Raw genomic sequence first — 23195 nt, 5'->3', positions numbered from 1 at the left:
AGGCGCAGATCACCTGACGGGCATTCAGTGCTGGCCGGCCTTCTGCGGTGTCGCCTCGCTCGGCCGGACGACGACGTAGCCCTCGCCCTGGAGCAGCAGTTGCACCGCCTCGCCGGAGCCGCCGCGCAGCATGGAGCCGATGGACTGGGAGCGGTGCAGGGAGGTCTGCAGGCCCGCGGTCCAGCCGACGATCGCGTCCGTGTCGACGTACACCGGGTACTGCGGTGAGACGGGGATGACGAGCGGATTGCCCTCGCACACCAGGCCCAGCTTGCCGTGCCCGGTGAAGACGCTGTTGAACAGGCCGCCGCCGGTGATGCCGGCGCCCTTCACGGTCGCGATGCGGTACGACAACGTGGCGTCGAAACACAGGACGTTGCGGCCGTTGACCGTGAACTCGTCACCGGGCTCGACGTCGACGATGAAACAGTTCTGCGCCTCGTGCGCGAACCAGGCCTCGCCCTGCCCGCGCACCGCCATCAGCGGCAGCCCCTCACCGGTGACCGCGCGTTTGAGCATGCCGCCCACGCCCTGGCCCTTGCGCTCGAACTGGAGGTTGCCCCGGTAGGAGATCATCGCGCCCTGCCGGGCGAGCATCTCGCCGTTCACCGTGTAACGGACGCACTTGGAGTTCTCGATCGTCATACCCGGCGTCACGGCCGGCTGCACCATGTGCTCACTGGAAAAGAGTTCACCCTTCATACCGGCATCCTCGCCCGGAGCGTCTCCCTCCGCCAAGATCGCGCGAGACCGGGTCCCGCGGCGTGGTCCCCGGCGTCAACCGCCGAAGAGCTGCGTCCAGTAGGTGCCCGCCCGGCCGCCGCCGGCGAAGCCGATGCCGATGTGGGTGAAGCCCGGATTGAGGATGTTGGCCCGGTGGCCGGGACTGTTCATCCAGCCCTCCACGACGTCGGCGGGGGAACGCTGGCCGCAGGCGATGTTCTCGCCGACGGCCCGCCGGGTCGAACCGGCCGCGGCCGCCCGGTCCCAGGGCTGCGAACCGCCGGGGGCGGTGTGGGAGTAGAAAGCCCGGGCCACCATGTCCGCGCTGTGCGCCTGGGCCGCCGTGGCGAGCAACGGGTCGCCGGCCAGGGGCGGGAGCCCGGCCCGGCCTCGCTCCCGGTTGGTGAGGTCGACGACGGCCGCCGCCGTGCCCGCCAGCCCGTCCGGCGTGAACGGCCTGGCCCACAGCGCTGTCCAGAAGGTGTCACCGGACGGGCCGTCGTGCACGTGGGCGAGTCCGGCGTGGGTGAACGCCGGGTCGTGCAGGGTGCGCCGGGCCCCGTCCGTGCGGACGCAGTACGCGACGAACTCGGCGGCCGTGCGCGGTCCGGACACCAGATGCTCGCCGACGGCGAGGTACGTGAACCCGGAGCCGACGACACGCTGGTAGACGGAGACGCCGTCGGGCGTCTCGACGCCGAGACGCCCGGCGGCGGCCATGGCTGCGGCGTGCTCGCGAGCCGCCGACACCAGGCGGGCGTCCAGGCGGAGGGGTGGCGAACCGGCCGCGGCCCGCGCGGAGTTGACCAAGGGCAGGAAGCCGTCGGGGTCGGGGCCGGGGGCGGAGGGGGAGGCGTCGGGGGGTGTGCCGTCCACGACGTCGACGCCGAAGTCCCGTGCGAGGCCCGCCAGTCCGTCGGCGTACCCCTGTCCCAGGGCGCGCAGCTTCCAGCGGCCGCCGCGCCGGTAGAGCTCCACGAGCAGCAGTACCGTCTCCCGTCCAGGGGGCGGCGGGGTGAAGCGGGCGAGCGGGCCGCCGTTCGCGTCGCTGACCTGGAGCGTGGGGGAGGGCAGGCCGCCGAGCGCGGTCGCGGGGTCCGAGGGGCTGACGACGACGGTGACCCGGGTCGCGCCGGTGCGCAGCCCCGGCGGGTCAACGGTGAGCGTGTCGCCCCGCAGGACGGCTCCCGGCGCCGACGGCTGGTTGTAGAAGACGAAGTCGCCGTCGTCACGGACCTTTCCGCCGTCGTCCGTCACGAGCGCGGACACGTCGAACGGCCCGGGCACCCGGACGCTCACCGCACCGCCGGGGAGGGTCAGATTTCCCCCGGGAACCAACTCGTTCATCGTGCCGCCCTGCCCTCCCCGCGCGGGACCGGTTGCCCGGACAACGGCCGCCGGAGCACAGGGGTTCCCGCACAGGCCTCCCCGTCGCGGCCGCCCCGGCCGACGCCGGGCGCGTCGGCTTCGCGCCCGGCCGGCGCAGCGGCGCGGCACGCCCGCAGGGGCCACCCCGCACAGGGTCGGCGGGCGCCCACTACCGTGTCGTACGCCGGGACGACCAGCAGGTTCCTCGCACACCAGGAACCTCGTCCCGCGACACCGCCCGTATCCGACCGACCGGCCGAAGGAGCGCCGACGATGCCCCGCACCGCACGCCCCCGCTGTCGTGCCGCCCTGGCCGCCCTCTCCACCTGCGTCGCGCTGGGCTGCGGGACCGGCACGGTACCCCCGGGGGACCAGCCGACCCCGCCGCCCGGCGCTCCCACGGCGGCCGGGCGCGGCGTGGTCACCTGGGCCTCCTCCGCGGGCCACGTCGGCGAGGCGGCGAAGGACCGCGGCTACCGGCTGATGGTGCACACCAGCGTCGGCGGCAGCGACCTGAGGGTGCGGCTGTCCAACGCCTTCGGCGACCGGCCGGTGACGTTCGGGAACGTCCACGCGGGACTGCAACGCCGTGGCGCCGCACTCGTCCCCGGCAGCAACAGGCGTCTCACCTTCGGCGGCGACCGCTCCGTCACCGTCCCCGCCGGCGGCATCGTCTACAGCGACCCGCTGCCCGGCCACGTCCCCGCCGGGCGCACCCTCGCCGTCAGCCTGTACGTGCCCCGGGCGGGCGGCCCGCGCACCGGGCACTGGCTGGCGATGCAGACGTCGTACACCACATCCGGCGACCACACCGCCGAGGAGGACGCCGCCCACTGGAAGCGGCGGACCGGCTCCTGGTCCTACCTCGACGCCGTCACCGTGCGGCCCCGCAAGGGGACCGGCGCCGTGGCCGCCCTCGGCGACTCCATCACCGACGGCTGGCAGTCCACGACCGACCGCAACCGCCGCTGGCCCGACTACCTGGCCCGCCGCCTGGCCGCATCCGGCACCACGGTCGAAGGCGTGGCCAACGCGGGCATCGCCGGGAACAAGGTCCTCCTCGACGGTCCCGGGCAGAGCGCACTGAACCGCATGGAACGGGACGCGCTGTCCCTGCCGGGCGTGCGCACCGTGTTCCTCTTCCAGGGCGTCAACGACATCAAGGCCGAGCCCGGGGCCACGGGCGCCGGGCTGATCGCCGGGTACCGCAAGCTGATCGACCGGGCGCACGCGGCCGGGAAGTGCGTCGTCGGCGCCACGATCGCGCCCTACAAGGGCTGGCAGGAATGGGACCCCGCCGGGGAAGCGGTGCGGCGGCAGGTCAACGCCTTCATCCGCGACAGCGGCGAGTTCGACGCGGTCACCGACTTCGACCGCGTCCTGCGCAGTCCCTCCGACCCCGAACGGATGCTGCCCGCCTTCGACGGCGGCGACCACCTGCACCCCAACGACCAGGGGATGCGGGCGATGTCCGACGCCGTCGATCCCGGGAGCCTCGACTGCCGGACCCGCTGACCCCGCACGCCATGCCCCCGCACGCCGCACCCCCCCGGCACGCCACGCCCCGGCGCGGCCCGCCCGGTCAGCCGGAGGCCGACGGCTCCGGGGCGATCAGGCCCTCGCGGTAGGCGATCGCCACGGCCTCGCCGCGGCTCGACGCGCCCAGCTTGGCGAGGATGTTGGAGACGTGGACGCTCGCGGTCTTGCCGCTGATGAACAGCTCCTCGCCGATCTGACGGTTGCTGCGGCCCAGCGCGAGCAGCCGCAGCACGTCCTGCTCGCGCGCGGTGAGCACGGCCGCCCCGCCGTCGCGGCCGGGCCTGTCCGACAGCCGGCCACGACGGATCAGGGTGTCCACCCGGTCCCGCAGGGGCGCGGCGCCCAGGACGTCCGCGGTCTCCCGGACCGCACGGGCCTCGGCCGCGGCCTCCTCGCGATGCCCGGCCGCCACCAGGGCCTCGGCGTACCCGAGCCGGCACCGCGCCCGCTCGTAGACGTCGCCGTAGCCGAACGCGGCCACCGCCTTCGCCCAGGCCGCCTCGTCCGGCCCGGACCGGGCCCGGACCCACTCCGCCTCGGCCCGCGCCAGCCACGCCTGCCCCTCGGGGCCCTGAGTGGTGCCGTTCTCGCCCCGGGCGGCGGTGGCCCGGGCCAGTTCCACCAGGTCCGACGCGGTGTCCGTCCAGCGGCGCGCCCCGGCCTCGTCCCCGGTCAGCCGCAGCCCGGCTGCCGTGTCGGCCACCACCGCCAGCGCCAGAGCGGCAAGCCGGACCGTCACATCGGGACGGGCGCCCGTCTCGTCGGTGAGAGCCGTGACCGTGGACCGCATCCACCGCACCGCTTCCTCCGGATCACCGCGCAGCGCCGCGGCCTCCGTGAGCACGATGCCCGCAACCAGGGCGGCCATCCAGTCGAACGGCCCCTCCAGCAGGGCACGCGCGCGGTCGGCCGCAGCGACGTCACCCCGCGCGAGGGCCACGAACAGCGCGGGGCCCATCGTGTACCCGCCGGCGGCCGGCAGCACCTCTGCGTCGGCCGCCGCCGCGCGCACACACTCGTCCCAGCGGCCCAGCACGTTGAGCACCAGCAGCCGCAGGTAGCGCATCTCCAGCGGATACGGCGACGACAGCAGCCCGGCGCGCCGGGCCCGGTCCAGGCCCTCCGTCAGGAAGGGCACGCACTCCGCCAGGGCACCGGACTCGTAGCAGCCCATGGCCAGGTTGAACAGGGCGCGCAGCTCGACGGGCGCGTTGCCCGAACTCCGGGCCAGTTCCCGGGCCTTGAGCAGCCGCTGACGTCCCTCCGGGCCGCGCCGCCCCTCGCCGTCGAAAACGGCCAGCGAGATCAGCAGGTCCGCCTGGGCGTCGGTCACCCGCAGCCGCTCCGCCACTCCCAGGGCCCGGCGGGCGACCTTCAGCGCGGTCTCGTTCTCCCCGACGTGGCGTGCGGCCAGGACGTGTGTGGCCGCCGCCCACACCCACGTGTGCGACGCAGGCTCCTCGGGGATCATCGCCAGGGCCTCGCTGCTGTAGGCGAACGCCGCCGTCAGGTTGTCCACCCGCAGCAGGTCCCCGGCGAGCGTGTAGCGGACCCGGGCGGCGAGTTCGGAGTCGGTGTCCTGGCCGAGCTCCGCCAGCGCCGACCGGGTGAGGGCGACCGCGCGGTGCAGTTCCCCGGCGTGCGCGGCCGCCGCGGAGGCCCGCAGGGTCAGCGTCACCCGGTCGACACCCCCGCCCGGCGGACGGGCCTCGGCTCCGACGGCCGGCCACAGATCGAGGGCCGTTTCGAGATGCCGCTGCTCCTCGGCCGGCGCGCCGACCTGCTGGGCGTGATCGGCGGCCTCCAGCGAAGCGGCCAGCGCCTCGGCCAGGTCGTGGCTCTCCCGGTAGTGATGGGCGCGCTCGGCGGCACTCTCGGGGCGGTGCCCGCGCCCGGCGAGCAGCCGCGCGAACGCGCCGTGCAGCCTCGCCCGCTCCCCGGGCAGCAGATCGGCGTAGACGGCTTCGCGGGCGAGGGCGTGCCGAAAGGAGTACGTGTCGTCGTCCCCGGCGACGAGCAGTTGCCGCCCCACCGCGGCCCGCAGTGCCGACTCCAGCTCCGTCTCCGGCAGCCCGGCAGCCTCCCGCAGCAGATCGTGATCCACCCGGCGCCCGGCGACGGCGGCGGTCCGCAGCACCTGCTGCGCGGTCTCGGACAGCTGCTCGAAGCGGATCAGCAGCACATCGGCGAGCCCGCTGGGCACCCCACCGGACTCCGTGTCCGTGGCGGCCAGCAACTCCTCCGCGTAGAACGCGTTCCCCTCGGCCCGCTCCACGATCCGCCGCACCGTCGCCTCCGGCAGCGGCCTCGGCTCCAGGGCGCGCACCAGCCGGTCCACATCGGGGTCGGCCAGCGGCCGCAACTCCAGCCGCTCGACGACGGGCAGCCGTATCAGCTCCGCCAGCAAGGGCCGCAGCGGATGCCTGCGGTGCAGGTCGTCGGTCCGGTACGAGGCGAACACCGCCAGCCGGTGCCGGAGCACGCCCCGGCCCAGCAGGAACCGCAGCAGATCCCGCGAGGACTGGTCGGCCCAGTGCAGATCCTCCAGCACGAGCAACAGCGGCGCGACCTCCGCCACATCGGCCAGCAGGCCCGCCATCCCCTCGAACAGTCGCAACCGCCCGTCCACGTCCCGCACGGCATCGGAACCGGCCCCCAGCAGCCGCTCGACCGCGGGATACGCGGCCAGGGCACCCGCGAACCGCTCGTCGGCGGCCAGCGCCCCCAGGATCTCGGTGAACGGCAGATACGGCAGCCCGACGTCACCGAGATCCACACAGTGCCCGGTGACCACGGTCATACCCGTCGCGGCGGCCAGCCCCCCGGCCTCGTCCAGCACCCGGGTCTTGCCGACGCCGGCGTCCCCGGCGATCAGCACGGCCCTGGCCTCACCGCCTCGCGCACGCTCCAGTACACCGGAGAGCCGCGTGAGTTCGGCATCCCGTCCGACGACGGGCGTGGCCGATGACGCCTGCTGCACGGAACCAACTTTCTTTCAGGGGTGCGGGGCTTTGACGTGGTGCGGCTCCGCCGCGTGGGCGCGCGACGGGCCACCGGCCAGCGCGTCCACCGTGCGTCGGAAAGCCTCGGTCTGCTAGGCGCGCAGAATCTTCGCCCAGTCGCCGGGCACCCGCCCCGCCGGCCCCGGCGCGGGCTGGTCGGCCGGATGACTCGCCGGCTCGGCCAGCTCGGGCCCGCCCTCGTACAACTCGTTCGTCTCGTAGTTCCAGTACCAGTCCTCACCCGGCTCGAAGCTCTGCACGAACGGATGCCCGGTCTCCCGGAAATGCCCCGTCGCGTGCTTCGCCGGCGAACTGTCACAGCACCCCACGTGCCCGCACTGCGCACACCGCCGCAGATGGAACCACCACCCGCCCGCCGCGTCGCACTCCGCGCAGCCACTGCCGCTCGGCGCGGCACCCGGGTCGATTCCGTTCTCCGCACTCATGCCGACTCCTCCTCGACCGCTGTCAGCGGAAGCAGTACCTGGAAACGCGTGTCGCCCGGCTCCGACTCCACCTGGATGTTCCCGTGGTGCTTGTTGACCACGATCCGCCAGGAGATGTCGAGCCCGAGCCCGGTCCCCTCACCCACCGGCTTGGTCGTGAAGAAGGGATCGAAGATCCGCCCACGGTCCTCCGCCGGGATCCCGACGCCCGTGTCGCGGAACTCCACCAGCAGCCGGTCGTGGTCCGAGGCCGTCCGCACCGTCAACGTCCCCTCCCCGCCGGCACTGCTCATCGCCGCCACCGCGTTGTCGATGAGGTTCGTCCACACCTGGTTGAGCTCCGCCGGATACGCGGGGATCTCCGGCAGCGTACGGTCGTAGTCCTTGACGACCTTGATCCGCTTGCCGATCTTGCCCGACAGCATCAGCAGCGTGGAGTCGAGGAGTTCGTGCACGTCGGCGTGGCGGAAGGGCGCCCGGTCGAGCTGAGAGTACTGCTTCGCCGCGTCCACGAGGTGCGAGATGCGGGCGGTCGAGTCGTTGATCTCGTCCATCAGCAGCTCGGTCTCGACGGTGTAGTTGAGCCACCCGATCGCGCTGGGCAGGATGTCCTCGTCCACCGCCGCCTTGACCTGGTCCAGCCAGTCCACGTCGAGACCGGCCTGGACGAAGGTGGGCGCGATCCGCCAGCCCTCCGGGATGCCCTGGTCGTCCAGCCAGTCGGTCACGGTGTCCTCCCGGTCGGAGGCCTCCAGCGGACTCAGCGCCGGTGCCTTCGCGACCCGTTCGGCCGTGCGCTCCTGGATGTCGATCAGGTTGGCCATGACCTCCGGGGAGTACGAACCCTGCGCGATGACCGCCAGCTTGTGGCGCATCTTGCCGACCCGTTCCCGCAAAGTCGCCGTCGCCCGCACGGCCGCCGCTGCCGGGTTGTTCAGCTCGTGCGTGAGCCCCGCGGACAACGAGCCCAGCGCCAGCAGCCGTTCACGCTGGCCGATGGCCCGCTGCGCGCTCTTCGAACCGAAGAACAGCCCCTCCAGCAGATGCACGGCCATCGGGAACCACTCCTGCATGATCCCCGCGAACGTGTCGGCGGGCAGCACGAAGAACCGCGTCGGCTCCGTGACGCGCATGGAGTTGTTGTAGACCTGCCGCACCCGGTCGCCCAGATACGCCTGCATCGACCCCGCGTACACCCCGCGCTGGGAGGTCCGGGTCACCTCCACGTCGTCCCCGCCGACCCGGCGGTACAGCACCACCGTGCCTTCGAGCATCACGTAGAAGCAGGTGGCGGGGTCCCCTTCGGCGTACACGGGCCCGGGCTCGAACCGCTCCACGCGCCCCTCGGCGCACAGCCGGCCGAGCTGCTCGGGCGTGAGCTTCTCGAACAGGAACAGCGCCCCGATCTCCTGCGGGTCGCACGGCGCCGTCCGCCCGCTCACGACTGCTCCAGATACCGGTGGACGAGCATCACGGCCATGGCTCCCTCTCCGACGGCGGACGCGACCCGCTTCGCGGACTCGGAGCGGGCGTCTCCCGCCACGAACACGCCGGGCACATTGGTCTCCAGGTGGTACGGCGGCCGGTCCAGCTCCCAGCCCTCGGGCGGGCGGCCGTCGGCGGTCAGATCGGGCCCGGCGAGGATGAACCCGCGCTCGTCCCGCAGCACCGTGCCGTCCAGCCAGCCGGTCAGCGGGGCCGCGCCGATGAACACGAACACCCACTGGGCGTCGACCTGTTCGGTCTCACCGCTGTCCACGTCCCGCAGGGTCAGCCGCTCCAGCCGGCCGTCACCGTGCGCCTCCTCGACGACCGTGCGGGCCCGGACCCGGATGTTGGGCGACTCCTCGATCTGCTGGACCAGGTAGTGCGACATCGACGCCGCCAGCGACTCGCCCCGCACCAGCAGCGTCACCGACTTGGCGCCCCGGGACAGGTACATCGCCGCCTGCCCGGCCGAGTTGGCGCCGCCCACGATGTACACGTCCTGCCCCTGACAGGCGGGGGCCTCCGTCAGGGCGGACCCGTAGTACACCCCGCAGCCGGTCAGGTCCTCGCAGCCGGGCGCCGCCAGCTGCCGGTAGGACACGCCGGTCGCCAGGATCACGCTGTGCGCGGCGACCGCCGAGCCGTCGGAGAACCGGACGATCCGGGCTGCGCCGTTGACCTCCAGGGCCGTCACCTCGCGGGCGGTGAGGATCTCGGCGCCGAACTTCGACGCCTGCCGCCGCGCCCGGTCGGTGAGCTGCGCCCCCGACACGCCGTCGGGGAAGCCCAGGTAGTTCTCGATGCGCGAGCTCTGGCCCGCCTGCCCGCCGGTCGCCGACCGCTCCACCAGCACGGTCCGCAGCCCCTCGGAAGCGCCGTAGACCGCCGCGCCGAGCCCGGCCGGGCCGCCGCCGATGACGACCAGGTCGTAGAAGTCGGCCGTCGGGGTCGTCGCGAGGCCGACCCGGGCGGCGAGGTCGACGGCCTCCGGCTCGACCAGCGGGGTCCCGTCCGGTGTGATCACCACCGGCAGCCGCATCCCGTCCGCGCCGGCCGCGGCCAGCAGCCGCCGCCCCTCCGGCTCGTCGGAGGAGTACCAGCGGTACGGCACCTGGTTGCGGGCCAGGAACTCCCGTACGTCCGAGGAGCGCGACGACCAGCGGTGCCCCACGACCTTGGTGCTGGGCACCGGCCGGAAGTCACTGGACCGCCACGCCTGGAGCAGATCGTCGAGGACCGGGTACAGCTTCTCCTCGGGCGGGTCCCACGGCTTCAGGAGGTAGTGGTCGAGGTCGACGACGTTGATCGCGTCGATCGCGGCGTTCGTGTCCGCGTACGCGGTCAGCAGCACGCGCCGCGCGCCCGGGTAGACGTCCAGGGCCTGTTCGAGGAACTCGATGCCGTTCATCTGCGGCATCCGGTAGTCGGCCAGGATCACCGCCACGAGGTCGCCGCGCAGCTTCAGCTCCCGCAGCGCGTCCAGCGCGGACGCGCCGGACTCCGCCCGCACGATCCGGTACGACGCGCCGTACCGCCGCCTCAGGTCCCGGGCCACGGCCCGGGAGACACCCGGGTCGTCGTCCACGGTCATGATGACGGTCCGCGCCGAATCGGCGGCCTGTGCCATACGTCCCCCACACCGGGCGGTCGACTCACGGCACGGCGCCCCGGAGCACCGCGCCGACCTCCGCCCATCGTATGTTCGATCGCCGCCCAGCGCCCGGATACGGGATCAGCTGTGGAAGGCCCCCAGCACGCAGAACTCGTTGTCCTCCGGGTCGGCGAGCGTCACCCACGGCTGCTCGCCCTGCCCGATGTCGGCGTGCCGCGCACCGAGCGCCAGCAGCCGCGCCACCTCGGCCTTCTGGTCGTCGGGCCGGAAATCGAGGTGGAGACGGTTCTTGACCGTCTTACGCTCCGGCACCGAAGTGAACAGCAGTCCCGGCGTCCGGTCCGCGGTGGGCCGGATCTCGAACTCGTCGGGTTCGTCGTTCACCACCACCCAGCCCAGAGCCTCGGCCCACCAGCGGCCCAGGGCCTCGGGATCGGCCGAGTCCACCATTACCTGCTCCCACTCCAGTGACATGCGGGCAGTGTAGTGAAGACTGATCATGAGCACGTAGGGATTTCGACGAGGGAGAAGCCGGATGACACGCCCGATCACCGCAGGGGTCGACGGATCGCAGGAGAGCCTCGCGGCCCTCGCCTGGGCGGCGCGGGAGGCGGTCCGGCGCGACCGGCCGCTGCGCGTGGTGCACGCCTGGCGGTTCCAGCCGCAGGAGGCGCTGGAAGCGGGGATCGAGGGGGACGCGGACAGCCAGGGCGAGTGGGTGCACAGCGCGGTGACCGAGGCCGTGGGGACGGTCACCGAACGGCATCCGGACCTCGCGGTGACCACCGACGTCATCGAGGGCCCGGTGGCCGACACCCTGGTCGCCGCCGCGGCGGACGCCGAGACGCTGGTCCTCGGCTCGCGCGGGCACGGCCGCATCGTCGGCTTCCTGCTCGGCTCGGTCGGCCAGCAGGTGATCGCCGCGGCCACCCGGCCCGTGGTGCTCGTCCGGTCCGGTGACCAGCCCTCGTCCGAGGCCGCCGGGCGCGAGATCGTCGTCGGCCAGCAGGGCGACCCGGAGGACAGCGCCGAGGCGTTGCGCTTCGCCTTCGAGACGGCCGCCGCGCGCGGGGCGACCGTCCGGGTCGTACGGGCCTGGAACCTGCCGCCCGTCTTCGCCTACAGCCCGGGCTCGCTGAAGCTCCTCGACGAGGCCGGCGGACTGGAGCCGTACGAGAAGAAGCGCCTGGCCGCCGCGGTCCGGCCCTGGCGGGAACGCTTCCCCGACGTGGCGGTCGAGGAGCACGTGGAGATGGGCAGCGCGAGCCAGGTGCTGCTGTCGGTGGCCGGGACGGCCCAGCTGATGGTCGTCGGCCGCCGGGCCCACCGCACGGCCGTCGGGGCCCGCATCGGCTCGGTGGCACACGGGATGCTGCACCATGCCGACTGCCCGGTGGCGGTGGTGCCGCCCGTGTAAGGGCTCCGGTCCCTCATTCCGCCGTCGGCTGCAGTGTCTTGCTGGCCATGGGCAGGATGTTCCGGATGTAGTCCTCGACCACCGCGTCGAGGCCGATGTCGTGCTGGGCCCGCTCGGACAGGTACCAGCGGTGTTCGAGGAGCTGGTGGTAGATCTCGGCCGGGTCCATCGCACCGCGCAGTTCGAGCGGTACGGCCCGCACGGTCGGCCGGAACACCTCCCGCACCCAGCGGTGGGCGAGGACCTCGGGGCGGGCTCCCAGGGGGTCGCCGGGGGCGTAGTCGTCCTGGGTCGCCATCCAGCTCTCCAGGTCGTTCAGCAGCCGCCGGGCCTGGTTCTCCTCCGTGTCGAGACCGGTCAGGCGCAGCAGTTGCCGCTGGTGGTGGCCCGCGTCGACGACCTTGGGCACGAAGCTGACCGTGTCCCCGTTCGAGGCGTGCTCGATCTGCATCTCGGCGACGTCGAAACCGAGGTCGTTCAGGCGGCGGATCCGGCGTTCTATGTAGTGGTACTTGCCCGCCGGGTAGACGGAGGCCCGGGTCAGCTCGTCCCACAGGCCGCGGTAGCGGGCGCAGATCTCCATGCCGAACTCGATCGGGTCCACGGACGGGTGCAGCGCCCCCGACGCCTCCAGGTCCAGCAGCTCGCCGCTGATGTTGACGCGGGCGAGGTCGAGGTCGTACTCACGCTGCCCCGTGCTGAGCTGCGGATGCAGGTCACCGGTCTCGGCGTCCACCAGGTACGCGGCGTAGGCGCCCGCGTCGCGCCGGAAGAGGGTGTTGGACAGCGAGCAGTCGCCCCAGGCGAACCCGGCCAGGTGCAGCCGCACCAGGAGCACGGCGAGCGCGTCCATCAGCCGGTGCATGGTGGCCGGCCGCATGGTCGTCTCGAACATCGAGCGGTAGGGCATCGAACCGCCCAGGTGCCGGGTGACCAGGACGCTCTCCAGCGGGGCGCCGCTCGCGTCGGTGCGGCCCGTGACCACGGCCAGCGGATCCACCGACGGGATGCCGAGCCGGTCCAGGTCGCGCAGCATGTCGTACTCGCGCCGCGCCGGGCGCTCGGCCAGCTCCTTGACGGCGATCACCTCGTCGCCCGCCCGGGAGTAGCGCACCACGTGCCGGGAGATGCCCCGCGGCAGCGGCACCAGGTACTCCTCCGGCCACTCCTCCAGGGGCACGTCCCAGGGCAGTTCCAGCAGGAGCGCGGGGTGCTCCGGGTTGGTCGCGCTGATCTGCAGTGCCATGGGCCGGGTGTCCTTGTCTCGCCGCCGATCGTGACATCAGGTTAGAGGGCGCGTTCCCGGGCCCGGAGAGCGGCGTCCCGCACCGGCCCGCGGTGCACCGGCCCGTGCCCCGGGAGCAGCAGTCCGCCCTCCAGCTCCGCCAGGACGTCCAGGGAGGCCAGGGCGCGGGGCCGCTCGTGGTGGAACATGTCCGGCAGCAGCTGAGGTCCCTCGACCCGCGAGGTGGGGTGCCCGCTGACCAGGGCGTCCCCGGAGATCAGCACCCCGGTGCCGGGCAGGTGGTAGGCGCAGTGCCCGTCGGTGTGACCCGGGGTGTGCACCGGTACCGGCCGTCCGGGCAGGTCGAGCGCGCCCGCCGTCGGGAAGGCCTGGGGAGCCGTCACCGGGACGGGGGTCGTGCCCCCCGAACGCAGCGCGTGCACCGCCCAGGGCAGCACTCCCGGCCGCCAGCCGTTGCGCAGCACCGTCCCGACGGACACCTGGTGCAGGAACTCCCGGCGCGCGTGCGGCACTTCGGCCTCGTGCAGGTAGACGGGCGTGCCGTACGTGGCGCGCAGGTACTCCGCGCTGCCCAGGTGGTCGTTGTGCGCGTGCGTGATCAGCACGGCGGCGACCGCCTCCGGGGAGCTGCCCACCTGCGTGAGCGAGGCGAGGACCTGCTCCCGGTCACCGGGGTAGCCGGTGTCGACCAGCGTGACGGCGTCCGCTTCCGTGAGGATCACCCAGTTGGTGTTCGAACCGTGCACCAGGTAGGTGCCGTCCGCGACTTGCTGTACGTCCGCCCGCATGATCGCCCGCCTCGTGTGGTCCCGGTTACCGGCCCGACGGGAGAAGAAAAGCAGATCCCGCGGCGGACGGAATCGCCGGGTCCGCCGCAACGGGGCCGTGCGGCGGGGGCGTTCACCTGCTCAGCGCGGCTGGACGTTCGGTACGTGCTCAGCGCACGCCGTGCGGACGGAACTGGATGCTGATGCGCGGTTCCGTCGCCCGGGCGCTCTTGGGGATCGCGTGCTCCCAGGTGCGCTGGCAGGAACCGCCCATCACGACGAGGTCGCCGTGGCCCAGGGGGCGGCGCACGGTGTCCCGGCCACCTCGCAGCGGGCGGAGCAGCAGGTCGCGGGGGGCTCCGACCGACAGGATCGCGACCATCGTGTCCTCGCGCGCCCCGCGTCCGATCCGGTCGCCGTGCCAGGCGACGCTGTCCCGGCCGTCGCGGTAGTAGCACAGTCCGGCGGTGGTGAACGGTTCGCCCAGCTCCTCGCCGTAGTGGGCGCTCAACGCGTCCCGTGCCTCGGCCAGCACCGGGTGCGGCAGCCGGTCGTCCGCGCCGTAGAAGGCGAGCAGGCGGGGAACGTCGACGACGCTGTCGTACATCGTGCGCCGTTCCGCCCGCCACGGGACCTCGGCGGCCAGGCGCTCGAACAGGTCGTCCGAGCCGCCGAGCCACCCGGGCAGCGTGTCCAGCCAGGCGCCGAAGCCGAGGTGGGTACGGCTGATCCCGTCGAGAGAGCCGAGACGGAGCTCGTCGGCCTGGTCGAAGAGGGAGCCCTGGAGGTGCATGCAGTCAGCGTACCTCTTAATCGAAAATATGTTCCATGAAACGCTCACTCTTTCGATACATCGATGTATCCAATACAGTCCTGTATCGAAAGGAGGGCCGGGCATGGCTGCCGAGGGAAGCGCCGGGCGCGTGACGAGGCGCCGGGTCCACACCCGCGCCAACCTCCTCGACGCGGCGTTCTCCGTGTTCGCGGCCAAAGGCTTCGGGCACGTCTCGATCGAGGAGGTCTGCGAGGCCGCCGGCTACAGCAGGGGCGCCTTCTACTCCAACTTCTCCAGCCTCGACGAGCTGTTCTTCGCGCTCTACCGCCAGCGGGCCGACCTGATCGCCGAGCAGGTGTCCGGCGCCCTCGCCCTCGACGGGCCGGACCTCGACGTGCCCGCCGCCGTGGACCGCGTCACCGACGTGCTGCTCCTCGACCGTGACTGGCTCCTGGTGAAGACGGACTTCCTCGTGCACGCCGCCCGCGACCCGGAGGTCGCACGGGGCCTGCTCGAACACCGCGCGCGGCTGCGGCAGGCCATCGCCGACCGGCTCGGCCGGGCACGCGGGCACACCGCGCTGCCCGCCGTACTGGGCGACACCGACGGCGCCGCCCGTGCCGTGGTCGCCGCATACGACGGCGTCACCACGCAACTGCTGCTGGACCGGGACGTGGAGCACGCCCGTGCCTGGCTGAAGCAACTGCTCACGGCCCTGCTGACCGATGGCAGCGGCACCCTCGCCCACTCGAAGAACTGAAGAAGGGAACGGTCGCCATGGATGCCGATGTCATCGTCGTCGGAGCGGGTCTCGCCGGTCTGGTCGCGGCGCACGAGCTGACCAGCAGGGGCCGGCGGGTCGCCCTCGTCGACCAGGAGAACGCGGGCAACCTCGGCGGCCAGGCCTTCTGGTCCTTCGGCGGGCTGTTCCTCGTCGGCTCGCCTGAACAGCGGCGCCTGGGCATCAAGGACTCCTTCGACCTCGCCTGGAGCGACTGGCGCGGCAGCGCGGGCTTCGACCGGCTGGAGGACGAGGACTCCTGGGCCGTGCGCTGGGCCCGCGCCTACGTCGAGTTCGCCGCGGGGGAGAAGCGGTCCTGGCTCGACGGGCACGGCATCACGTTCCTGCCCACCGTCGGCTGGGCCGAGCGGGGCGACCTCACCGCACACGGGCACGGCAACTCCGTGCCCCGCTTCCACGTCGCCTGGGGCACGGGCACCGGCGTCGTCGAACCGTTCGTGCGCTACGCCAGGCAGGCCGCCCGCGACGGGCTGCTCACCTTCCACCACCGTCACCGCGTCGACGCACTCGTCGTCGAGGACGGCACCGCCCGGGGTGTGCGGGGCACGGTCCTGGCCGAGGACCCCTCACCCCGGGGTGTCGCCTCCAGCCGCGACGCGATCGGCGAGTTCGAACTCACCGCCCAGGCCGTCATCGTCACCAGCGGCGGCATCGGCGCGAACCACGACATCGTCCGCCGCTACTGGCCCGAACGCCTCGGCACCCCGCCGCGCGAGATGGTCACCGGCGTCCCCGCCTACGTGGACGGGCGCATGCTCGACATCAGCGCGGAGGCGGGCGTCCGGCTGGTCAACCGCGACCGCATGTGGCACTACACGGAGGGCCTGCAGAACTGGGACCCGATCTGGCCCGGCCACGGCATCCGCATCCTGCCCGGACCGTCCTCGATGTGGTTCGACGCCCTCGGCCGCCGCCTGCCCGGGCCCTTCCTGCCCGGCTACGACACCCTCGGCACCCTGAAGCACCTGCGTACCACCGAGGACATCGCCGGCTACGACCACTCCTGGTTCATTCTCTCGCAGAAGATCATCGAAAAGGAGTTCGCCCTGTCGGGCTCCGAGCAGAACCCCGACATCACCGCCAAGGACCGCGCCGGATTCCTCAAGGAACGCATCCTCGGCAAGGGCGCGCCCGGACCGGTCGACGCGTTCCTGCGCAAGGGCGCCGACTTCGTGACCGCGTCCACCGTCGAGCAGCTCGTCGAGAAGATGAACGCGCTCACCGACAAGCCGCTCCTCGACGCGGCCGGGATCAAGCGCCAGATCGAGGCCCGCGACCTGCAGATCGCCAACCCCTACGCCAAGGACGCCCAGGTGCAGGGCATCCGCAACGCCCGCCGCTACATCGGCGACCGCCTCGGCCGGGTCGCCACCCCGCACCGCATCCTCGACCCGGCGGCCGGCCCGCTGATCGGCGTCAAGCTGCACATCCTCACCCGCAAGACCCTCGGCGGCATCCAGACCGACCTGGACTCCCGCGCCCTCGGGACCGACGGCAAGCCGGTCGAGGGACTGTACGCGGCCGGTGAGGTCGCCGGATTCGGCGGCGGCGGCGTCCACGGCTACAACGCCCTGGAGGGCACCTTCCTCGGCGGCTGCCTCTTCTCGGGGCGGGCGGCGGGCCGGGCGGCGGCCAAGCAGACCGCCTGACGGTCGCGGGCCCGTCTCCTCAGCCTTCGAGGAGGCGGGTCAGCACGGCGGCGTGGCTCCGCTGTGGCGTCTTCGACGCGGTCAGCAGCGTCACGTCCCCCTTACGGAGCAGTTCGCGCACGCCGTCGAGGGCCTCGGCGGCCTCGTCGGCGGCGAGCTCCGCCTCGTACCGCTCGGCGAACTCCTCGTAGGAGCCCTCGCCCGCGTGGTACCAGCGCCGCAGCTCCGTCGACGGGGTGATCGCCTTCGGCCACTCGTCCACCCGGGCCGCGTCCTTCGCCAGCCCGCGCGGCCACAGCCGGTCGACCAGGACCCGCACCCCGTCCTCCGGCTCGGCGGGATCGTAGACACGGCGCACGCGCACGCTCATGGTCGACTCCTCTCCGCGGCGACACGGATACGTGCCGCGAGCCTAACCCCGGCCGGACGCCCGCACCCCTGGGGACCGCTGCGGTGCAGCGGGGCATCCCCAGGGGTGCGGGCGTGATGTCAGCCGGAGCGGCGGCGGGCGGCCGTGCGGCGCTTCAGCGCACGCCGTTCGTTCTCGCTCGTCCCGCCCCAGACGCCGATGGACTGCCCGGTGTCCAGGGCCCATTGCAGACACTGCTCCTGCACGGGGCAGCGCCGTCGGCACACCGCCTTGGCCTGCTCCGTCTGCAGCAGAGCCGGGCCGGAGGTGCCGATCGGGAAGAAGAGCTCGGGGTCCTCGTGCCGACAGGCAGCGTGGTCTCGCCAGTTGTCCATCGAAGTCACCTGCATCGCAGTAGAAACGTGCTCTCTCGTCTGCTTACTCCGTTTCGGGTGACCTGTCGATGCGCGCTGAAACAGGGCGTTCCCGGACAGCCGTTCACTGCTCCCGCATGCCCCAGGGGGAGCCGTAGTCCGTCAGCAGGTCCAGGAACGGCCGGGCCGGGAAGGCCTCCGGGCCGAGCACGCCCGCACCGGACCAGGCGCCCGTGGCGAGGAGTTCGAGCGCGACGACGGGATTGACCGCCGTCTGCCACACCACCGCCTGGGAGCCGTACTCCGCCATGGACCACTGGTTGTCGACCACGTGGTACAGGTACACCTCACGTGGCTCGCCGTCCTTCACGCCCCGCACCCAGGTGCCCGCGCACGTCTTGCCGTGCATCCGCTCGCCGAGCGTCGCCGGGTCGGGCAGGCACGCGGCGACCACGTCGCGCGGCGAGACCTTCACCGGTCCGTCCGGCCCGGGCACGGCCACCGGGTCGGTACGGTCCAGGCCCAGCAGATGCAGCGTCTTCAGCGTCTCGACGAACTCCCGGCCCAGGCCGTACTTGAAGGTCACCCGGCGGGCGTCGACCCAGCGGGGTACGAGCAGCACCTCCTCGTGCTCCACGTTCACGCACTCGACCGGGCCGATGCCCTCGGGGAAGTCGAAGACCTCGGGCTCGCTGAAAGGCTCCGTGGTGAACCAGCCCTTGCCCGTCTCGTAGACGACCGGCGGGTTGAGGCACTCCTCGATGGTGGTCCAGATGCTGAAGGAGGGCGCGAAGTCGTAGCCGTCGACGGTCAGATTCGCGCCGTCGCGGATGCCGATCTCCTCGATCTCGTCGAAGAGTTCGTCGGCTGCGTGGCGCGCGAAGACGTCCGACAGGCCCGGCTCCACGCCCATGCCGACGAGGGCCAGCAGCCCCTCCTTCTCCCAGTCGGCGGCCTGCGTGAACTGCTCGTCGCCGAGCTTGACCCCGCACTCCTCGTACGGCCGCTCGGTGTGCGGGCGGGACAGCGACATCGCCATGTCGAGATAGGTGGCCCCCGCGGCGCGGGCGGCACGGAACAGCGGCATCACGAAGCGGGGGTCGGTGGCGTTGAGCAGGACGTCGCAGCGATGCCCCTGGAGCAGACGGGCCACGGCCGCTTCGTCGCCCGCGTCCACCTGCTCCGCGGTGAACCGCGCGTCGCCGTCCAGGGCCGCGACCGCTGCCTCGGCCCGGTCCGGGTCGTAGTCCGCCACCACCATCGCCTCGAAGAACGGCCTCCGGGCCGCGATCCGGGTGATCGCCCCGCCCACACCACCGGCACCCACGAGCAGTACACGCATGACAGAAACTCCCTATTTGCGAAGAACGCGACGCGCCCCTGGGGAGATACAACGCCGCCCCCTGTCATAAGGTCAATGGCGTTGGCATAAGGACCGGGGCCGGTCCCCGGGGAGGGAGCCCGCTGTGCCCAAGCCCGTGGTGCCCGAGGAGAAACGCCGTCGGCGCAGGCCCACCAAGAGCGGCACCGTGCTGTCCGAGGAGCTGATCGTCGAGACCGCGCTGCGCATGCTGCGCGAACACGGCAGCGCGGGACTGACCGCCCGGCGGCTGGGCCTCGCCCTGGACGCCGACCCGAGCACGCTCTACCGCTACTTCCGGGGCATGGACGACCTGACCCTCGCCATCGGCGACGCGCTCATCGGCCAGGCCCTTCAGGGCTGGCGGCCCACGGGGGAGTGGCGGGCGGACCTGCGGTCCTTCGGGCTGCGCATCCACGCCGCGTACCTCGCCCATCCGCAGGCGGCCCTGCTGACCACGAACCGGGTCACGGGCCGGGCCCATGAGCTGGCCGCCGACGAGGCCGTCCTGGACGTCCTGCGCACGGCCGGTTTCCCGCTGCCCGACACCGTGCGCATCTACCACGCCTTCATCGACCAGACCCTGGCCTTCGCCGCCCTGGATGCCGCCTCCCTGGCCCTGCCCAGCGACTCCCTGCACGCCGACGAGGACATGTGGCGCTCGACGTACGCCCACCTGCCCGCCACGACTCACCCGCGCATCGCCGAGGCGGCGCCCCTGCTCGCGACACGCATGCTCACCAGCGCCTATCCGGCGGCCCTGGAGATGCTGCTGGACAGCGCGGCGGCCCGGCTGGAGGCCGTCCGGGACTGAGCCGTCAGGGCCGCAGCGCCTGCGCCGCCGTCGCCGTCACCGTCTCCGCGACCTGCGCCAGCGCCGGCGAGTCGAGCTTCCACTGCTGCCAGTACAGCGGCACGTCGACCGTGCGGCCCGGTGCGATGCCGACGAGCCGGCCGTCGTCCAGCAGCGGATCCGCCTGGGGCTCCGGCACCAGACCCCAGCCCAGCCCGGCGGCCACGGCTTCGACGAAGCCCTCCGAGGTCGGCACGTAATGCCGCAGCGCGCTCGCGCCGCTCCGGCCCCCGGTGAGCCGCCGGACGAAGCCGTCCTGGAAGTCGTCGCGCCGGTCGAAGACCACCACGGGCACCTCCGTCAGCGCCTCCGTCAGGGGTCCGCCGAGGTGCCGCGCGGCGAAGCCCGGCGCGGCCACGGGGAGATAGCGCATCCTCCCGAGCGACCGGACCGAGCAGCCCGGCACGGGGTCAGGGGACGAGGTCACCGCCGCCATCACCGTGCCCTCCCGCAGCAGGGCCGCCGTGTGGTCCTCGTCCTCGCGGCGCAGCTCGAAGCAGAGCCGCAGCTCCTCCGGGACGCGCGAGAGGACGGGCAGGAACCAGGTGGCCAGCGAGTCCGCGTTCACCGCGACCGACACCCGGATCGGCTCCCCGCTGTCGGCCAGCCCCAGCTCCGCGTACGCGTCGTGCTCCAGCCGCGCCACCTGGCGGGCCAGCCGCACCAGCACCTCACCCGACTCGGTCGGCCGCACCGGCTTCGTCCGCAGCAGCAGCACCCGGCCCGTGCGCTGCTCCAGCGCCTTCACCCGCTGGCTGATCGCCGACGGCGTCACATGCAGCGCGGCCGCCGCCGCGTCGAACGTGCCCTCGTCCACGACGGCGAGCAGGGTCCGCACCTGATCCAGCGGAAGATCCGTCATCATCATGCCTGCTAATGATACGTAAGAATCTTTAGCTGGACCCCAGACCGGTGCGTCCGTAGCGTCGACGCCATGACCAGCACCTTCACCGCCGGCGCCGCCGGTTTCGGCACCGGCCTGTCCCTCATCGTCGCCATCGGAGCCCAGAACGCCTTCGTCCTGCGCCAGGGCATCCGCCGCCAGGCCGTCCTCGCCGTGGTCGCCATCTGCGCCCTGTCGGACGCGGCGCTCATCGCACTCGGGGTCGGCGGGGTCGGCGCGGTGGTGGTGCGGTGGCCGGGCGCGCTGACGGCGGTCGGCTGGATCGGCGGCGCGTTCCTGCTGGTCTACGGGGCGATGGCGGCCCGCCGGGTGTTCCGGCCCGGTGGCGACGCGCTGCGGGCCGAGGGGGAGGCGGCCGGATCGGTGCGCCGGGCCGTGCTCACCTGCCTGGCGATGACCTGGCTGAATCCCCACGTCTACCTCGACACCGTGTTCCTGCTGGGCTCCGTCGCCGCCGACCACGGCGAGCTGCGCTGGACGTTCGGCCTCGGCGCGGTGCTGGCCAGCCTGTGCTGGTTCGCCGTCCTCGGGTTCGGCGCCCGGATGCTCGGCCGCTTCCTCGCCAAGCCGGCGGCCTGGCGCGTCCTGGACGGCCTGGTCGCCGCCACGATGATCGTGCTCGGCGCCGTGCTCATCGCCGGAAGCTGACACCTCGGCCGCGGTGGCCGGACCGGCTGGTGCGATAGTGATCCCCGCCCGAAAGATGTAGCGAGCATCGAGGAAGCGGCGCGTGGACACGAGCGAGAGCACCACCGAAGAGCGGGACCCCGATCCGCAGGCGCCCCGGCGGCGCGGCTGGCGGCGCTGGGCCATGGACACCCGCCCCCTGCGCCGCCCCGCCTACCGGCGGTTGTGGGGCTCGACGATCGTCACGGCCGTCGGCAGCCAGCTGACCGCCGTCGCCGTCCCCAAGCAGATCTACGACATCACCGGCTCTTCGGCGTGGGTCGGCGCCGCGAGCCTGGCGGGGCTCGTGCCGCTGGTCGTGTTCGCGCTGTGGGGCGGGGCGATCGCCGACACCATGGACCGTCGCAAGCTGCTGCTGATCACCAACAGCGGCATCGCCGTCACCTCGCTGCTGTTCTGGCTCCAGGCCTTCGTGGGCCTTGAGTCGGTGGGTGCGCTCATGCTGCTGCTCGCCGTGCAGCAGGCCTTCTGGGGCCTGAACGCGCCGGCCCGCACCGCCTCCATAGCCCGGCTGGTCCCCGAGGACGAACTGCCCGCCGCGGGCGCGCTCGGCTCGACCGTGATGCAGACCGGGCAGGTGGCGGGCCCGCTGCTCGCCGGCGCCCTCATCCCCGTCATCGGGCTGCCCGAGCTGTACCTCATCGACGCAGTGGCCCTGTGCGTGACGGTGTGGGCGGTCTACCGGCTGCCGTCGCTGCCGCCCCTGGCCGGAGCGGCGGTGCGGCGCGCGGGCGTGAAGGAGATCGCCGCCGGATTCCGCTACATCTCCGGGCACACGGTGCTGCTGCTGTCGTTCCTCGCCGACATCATCGCCATGGTCCTCGGCATGCCCCGCGCCCTGTTCCCGCAGCTCGCCTCCCAGACGTACGCCCCGTACGGCGAAGGCCTCGCGCTGGGTCTGCTGTTCGCGGCGATCCCCATCGGCGCCGTGCTGGGCGGGCTGTTCTCCGGCACCTTCTCCCGGGCCCGGCGGCACGGCTGGATGGTGATCGGGGCGGTGGTCGCCTGGGGTGTGGCCATCGCGGGCTTCGGGCTGAGCCGCAACCTCTGGGTCGCGGTGGCGTTCCTCGCCCTCGCCGGGGTGGCCGACATGGTCTCCATGGTCTTTCGCGGAGCGATACTGCTGTCCGCCGCCACCGACGAGATGCGCGGGCGCATGCAGGGCGTGTTCACCGTCGTCGTGGCGGGCGGCCCCCGTCTCGCCGACGTGCTGCACGGCACCGCGGGATCCGCCTTCGGCCCCCGCACCGCCGTCGCGGGCGGTGGATTCCTGGTCGTCGCGGTGATGCTGGTGCTGGCCGCCGCCGTACCGGCACTGCGGCGCTACCGCGTCTGACGTCTCACAGCGCTCCCCGCCGGTGCAGGGTGTATTGCTCCATCAGCTTGCCCCGGGTCATCTCCAGCCGGTGCGCGAGCACTTCAGCGACGTTGCGCACCAGCATCATCCCCAGCTCCGGGTCCTCCTCGCACAGCCCCAGCACGGCCTGGGCGTCGAACTCGTAGGCCCGCACCGGGCTGAACGCCACCGCGCCGAAGTCCCAGGTGTAGGGCGGGAACAGCCAGGACCAGCCGAGCAGGTCGCCGGCACCGAGGCTGGCCACGGTCACCCGTTGCAAGGAGTTCACCTGCTGGTCCAGTGAGACGGCGCCCGAGCGGATGACCCAGAAGCGGTCGGCCGTGCCGTCCGCCTCGAAGATCCGGGCGTCCTCGGGGAAGGACACCTCCCGGGCGAGGGTCATGAGACGCTGCCGCTGGGGCGGAGGCAGGGCGGTCAGGAGTTTGATCGCTTTGGTCATGCGGAGCTCCTCGCCGGGCGGTCGACTGCGGTGCTGTC

At 72.8% G+C, this 23195-nt stretch carries 22 protein-coding genes; 7 read left to right on the top strand and 15 right to left on the bottom strand.

From position 1 onward, the window contains the following. Window positions 1-24: 24 nt before the first annotated feature. Complete coding sequence (locus tag RFN52_RS02195) at window positions 25-702, bottom strand: AIM24 family protein (protein WP_184854357.1); 678 nt, start codon at window positions 700-702, stop codon at window positions 25-27. Between the two features lie 75 nt (window positions 703-777). Continuing rightward, window positions 778-2070: a CAP domain-containing protein gene (locus RFN52_RS02190; protein WP_184854358.1), complete on the bottom strand. Its 1293-nt coding sequence runs from the start codon at window positions 2068-2070 to the stop codon at window positions 778-780. A gap of 294 nt (window positions 2071-2364) precedes the next feature. Here RFN52_RS02190 and RFN52_RS02185 point away from each other — a divergent pair, with 294 nt between their 5' ends. Then, the gene (locus RFN52_RS02185) at window positions 2365-3606 is read left to right on the top strand and encodes an SGNH/GDSL hydrolase family protein (protein WP_184854359.1); all 1242 of its coding nucleotides are present in this window, start codon (window positions 2365-2367) and stop codon (window positions 3604-3606) included. A 67-nt stretch (window positions 3607-3673) separates the two neighbouring features. Here the strand turns inward: RFN52_RS02185 and RFN52_RS02180 are convergent, their stop codons facing one another. The 5 genes from RFN52_RS02180 to RFN52_RS02160 form a co-directional block, all read right to left on the bottom strand. Beyond that, window positions 3674-6610 (bottom strand): helix-turn-helix transcriptional regulator, encoded by a 2937-nt coding sequence (locus RFN52_RS02180; protein ID WP_184854360.1) that lies wholly within the window; start codon window positions 6608-6610, stop codon window positions 3674-3676. A 114-nt stretch (window positions 6611-6724) separates the two neighbouring features. After that, window positions 6725-7078: a UBP-type zinc finger domain-containing protein gene (locus RFN52_RS02175; protein ID WP_184854361.1), complete on the bottom strand. Its 354-nt coding sequence runs from the start codon at window positions 7076-7078 to the stop codon at window positions 6725-6727. Next, window positions 7075-8520 carry an ATP-binding protein gene (locus RFN52_RS02170; protein ID WP_184854362.1) on the bottom strand — a complete coding sequence of 482 codons (1446 nt, stop codon included), beginning with the start codon at window positions 8518-8520 and terminating at the stop codon, window positions 7075-7077. The genes RFN52_RS02175 and RFN52_RS02170 overlap by 4 nt, the downstream gene beginning before the upstream one ends. Beyond that, window positions 8517-10193, bottom strand: a complete 1677-nt coding sequence (locus RFN52_RS02165; RefSeq protein ID WP_184854363.1) for an NAD(P)/FAD-dependent oxidoreductase — start codon at window positions 10191-10193, stop codon at window positions 8517-8519. The genes RFN52_RS02170 and RFN52_RS02165 overlap by 4 nt, the downstream gene beginning before the upstream one ends. A 105-nt stretch (window positions 10194-10298) precedes the next feature. Further along, window positions 10299-10652: a VOC family protein gene (locus RFN52_RS02160; protein ID WP_184854364.1), complete on the bottom strand. Its 354-nt coding sequence runs from the start codon at window positions 10650-10652 to the stop codon at window positions 10299-10301. Between the two features lie 61 nt (window positions 10653-10713). Here RFN52_RS02160 and RFN52_RS02155 point away from each other — a divergent pair, with 61 nt between their 5' ends. Next, a complete protein-coding gene (locus RFN52_RS02155; RefSeq protein WP_184854365.1) occupies window positions 10714-11595 on the top strand; it encodes a universal stress protein in 882 nt (293 codons plus the stop codon). Window positions 11596-11608: 13 nt separating this feature from the next. On the opposite strand, the gene RFN52_RS02150 is transcribed toward RFN52_RS02155, so the two are convergent. The 3 genes from RFN52_RS02150 to RFN52_RS02140 all read right to left on the bottom strand — a co-directional run bounded on the left by RFN52_RS02150 (window position 11609) and on the right by RFN52_RS02140 (window position 14401). Beyond that, the gene (locus tag RFN52_RS02150) at window positions 11609-12841 is read right to left on the bottom strand and encodes a DUF4032 domain-containing protein (protein ID WP_184854366.1); all 1233 of its coding nucleotides are present in this window, start codon (window positions 12839-12841) and stop codon (window positions 11609-11611) included. A gap of 41 nt (window positions 12842-12882) precedes the next feature. Then, window positions 12883-13629, bottom strand: coding sequence for an MBL fold metallo-hydrolase (locus RFN52_RS02145; protein ID WP_184854367.1), 747 nt, complete (start codon window positions 13627-13629; stop codon window positions 12883-12885). A 148-nt stretch (window positions 13630-13777) separates the two neighbouring features. Continuing rightward, window positions 13778-14401, bottom strand: a complete 624-nt coding sequence (locus tag RFN52_RS02140) for an alpha-ketoglutarate-dependent dioxygenase AlkB (protein WP_184854368.1) — start codon at window positions 14399-14401, stop codon at window positions 13778-13780. A gap of 103 nt (window positions 14402-14504) precedes the next feature. On the opposite strand from RFN52_RS02140, the gene RFN52_RS02135 reads away from it, so the two are divergent. Both RFN52_RS02135 and RFN52_RS02130 read left to right on the top strand, forming a co-directional pair. Next, window positions 14505-15143: a TetR/AcrR family transcriptional regulator gene (locus RFN52_RS02135; protein WP_184854369.1), complete on the top strand. Its 639-nt coding sequence runs from the start codon at window positions 14505-14507 to the stop codon at window positions 15141-15143. Between the two features lie 17 nt (window positions 15144-15160). Then, on the top strand, window positions 15161-16834 hold the full coding sequence (locus RFN52_RS02130; RefSeq protein ID WP_184854370.1) for an FAD-binding dehydrogenase: 1674 nt from the start codon (window positions 15161-15163) through the stop codon (window positions 16832-16834). Between the two features lie 19 nt (window positions 16835-16853). Here the strand turns inward: RFN52_RS02130 and RFN52_RS02125 are convergent, their stop codons facing one another. From RFN52_RS02125 to RFN52_RS02115, 3 genes are all read right to left on the bottom strand, one after another. Then, the gene (locus RFN52_RS02125) at window positions 16854-17204 is read right to left on the bottom strand and encodes a DUF488 domain-containing protein (protein WP_184854371.1); all 351 of its coding nucleotides are present in this window, start codon (window positions 17202-17204) and stop codon (window positions 16854-16856) included. Between the two features lie 119 nt (window positions 17205-17323). Beyond that, window positions 17324-17578, bottom strand: a complete 255-nt coding sequence (locus tag RFN52_RS02120) for a WhiB family transcriptional regulator (RefSeq protein WP_030844076.1) — start codon at window positions 17576-17578, stop codon at window positions 17324-17326. A gap of 103 nt (window positions 17579-17681) precedes the next feature. Continuing rightward, window positions 17682-18899 carry a saccharopine dehydrogenase family protein gene (locus RFN52_RS02115; protein WP_184854372.1) on the bottom strand — a complete coding sequence of 406 codons (1218 nt, stop codon included), beginning with the start codon at window positions 18897-18899 and terminating at the stop codon, window positions 17682-17684. 124 nt (window positions 18900-19023) lie between these two features. On the opposite strand from RFN52_RS02115, the gene RFN52_RS02110 reads away from it, so the two are divergent. Continuing rightward, window positions 19024-19731, top strand: coding sequence for a TetR/AcrR family transcriptional regulator (locus RFN52_RS02110; protein WP_184854373.1), 708 nt, complete (start codon window positions 19024-19026; stop codon window positions 19729-19731). A 4-nt stretch (window positions 19732-19735) separates the two neighbouring features. On the opposite strand, the gene RFN52_RS02105 is transcribed toward RFN52_RS02110, so the two are convergent. Further along, window positions 19736-20635 (bottom strand): LysR family transcriptional regulator ArgP, encoded by a 900-nt coding sequence (locus RFN52_RS02105; RefSeq protein ID WP_184854705.1) that lies wholly within the window; start codon window positions 20633-20635, stop codon window positions 19736-19738. A 69-nt stretch (window positions 20636-20704) separates the two neighbouring features. On the opposite strand from RFN52_RS02105, the gene RFN52_RS02100 reads away from it, so the two are divergent. Together RFN52_RS02100 and RFN52_RS02095 are read left to right on the top strand one after the other, a co-directional pair. After that, entirely contained in the window at window positions 20705-21322 is a 618-nt protein-coding gene (locus tag RFN52_RS02100) for a LysE/ArgO family amino acid transporter (protein ID WP_184854374.1), read from the top strand. An 82-nt stretch (window positions 21323-21404) separates the two neighbouring features. Then, window positions 21405-22697 (top strand): MFS transporter, encoded by a 1293-nt coding sequence (locus RFN52_RS02095; RefSeq protein ID WP_184854375.1) that lies wholly within the window; start codon window positions 21405-21407, stop codon window positions 22695-22697. A 4-nt stretch (window positions 22698-22701) separates the two neighbouring features. Here the strand turns inward: RFN52_RS02095 and RFN52_RS02090 are convergent, their stop codons facing one another. After that, the gene (locus RFN52_RS02090; protein ID WP_184854376.1) at window positions 22702-23157 is read right to left on the bottom strand and encodes a cyclic nucleotide-binding domain-containing protein; all 456 of its coding nucleotides are present in this window, start codon (window positions 23155-23157) and stop codon (window positions 22702-22704) included. Between the last annotated feature and the right edge of the window lie 38 nt (window positions 23158-23195).

The sequence above is a fragment of the Streptomyces collinus genome (genome assembly GCF_031348265.1).
Lineage (GTDB): Bacteria > Actinomycetota > Actinomycetes > Streptomycetales > Streptomycetaceae > Streptomyces > Streptomyces collinus.
The sequence above is the reverse complement of the archived record's forward strand: the minus strand, read 5'-3'. Positions and strand labels throughout refer to the sequence as shown.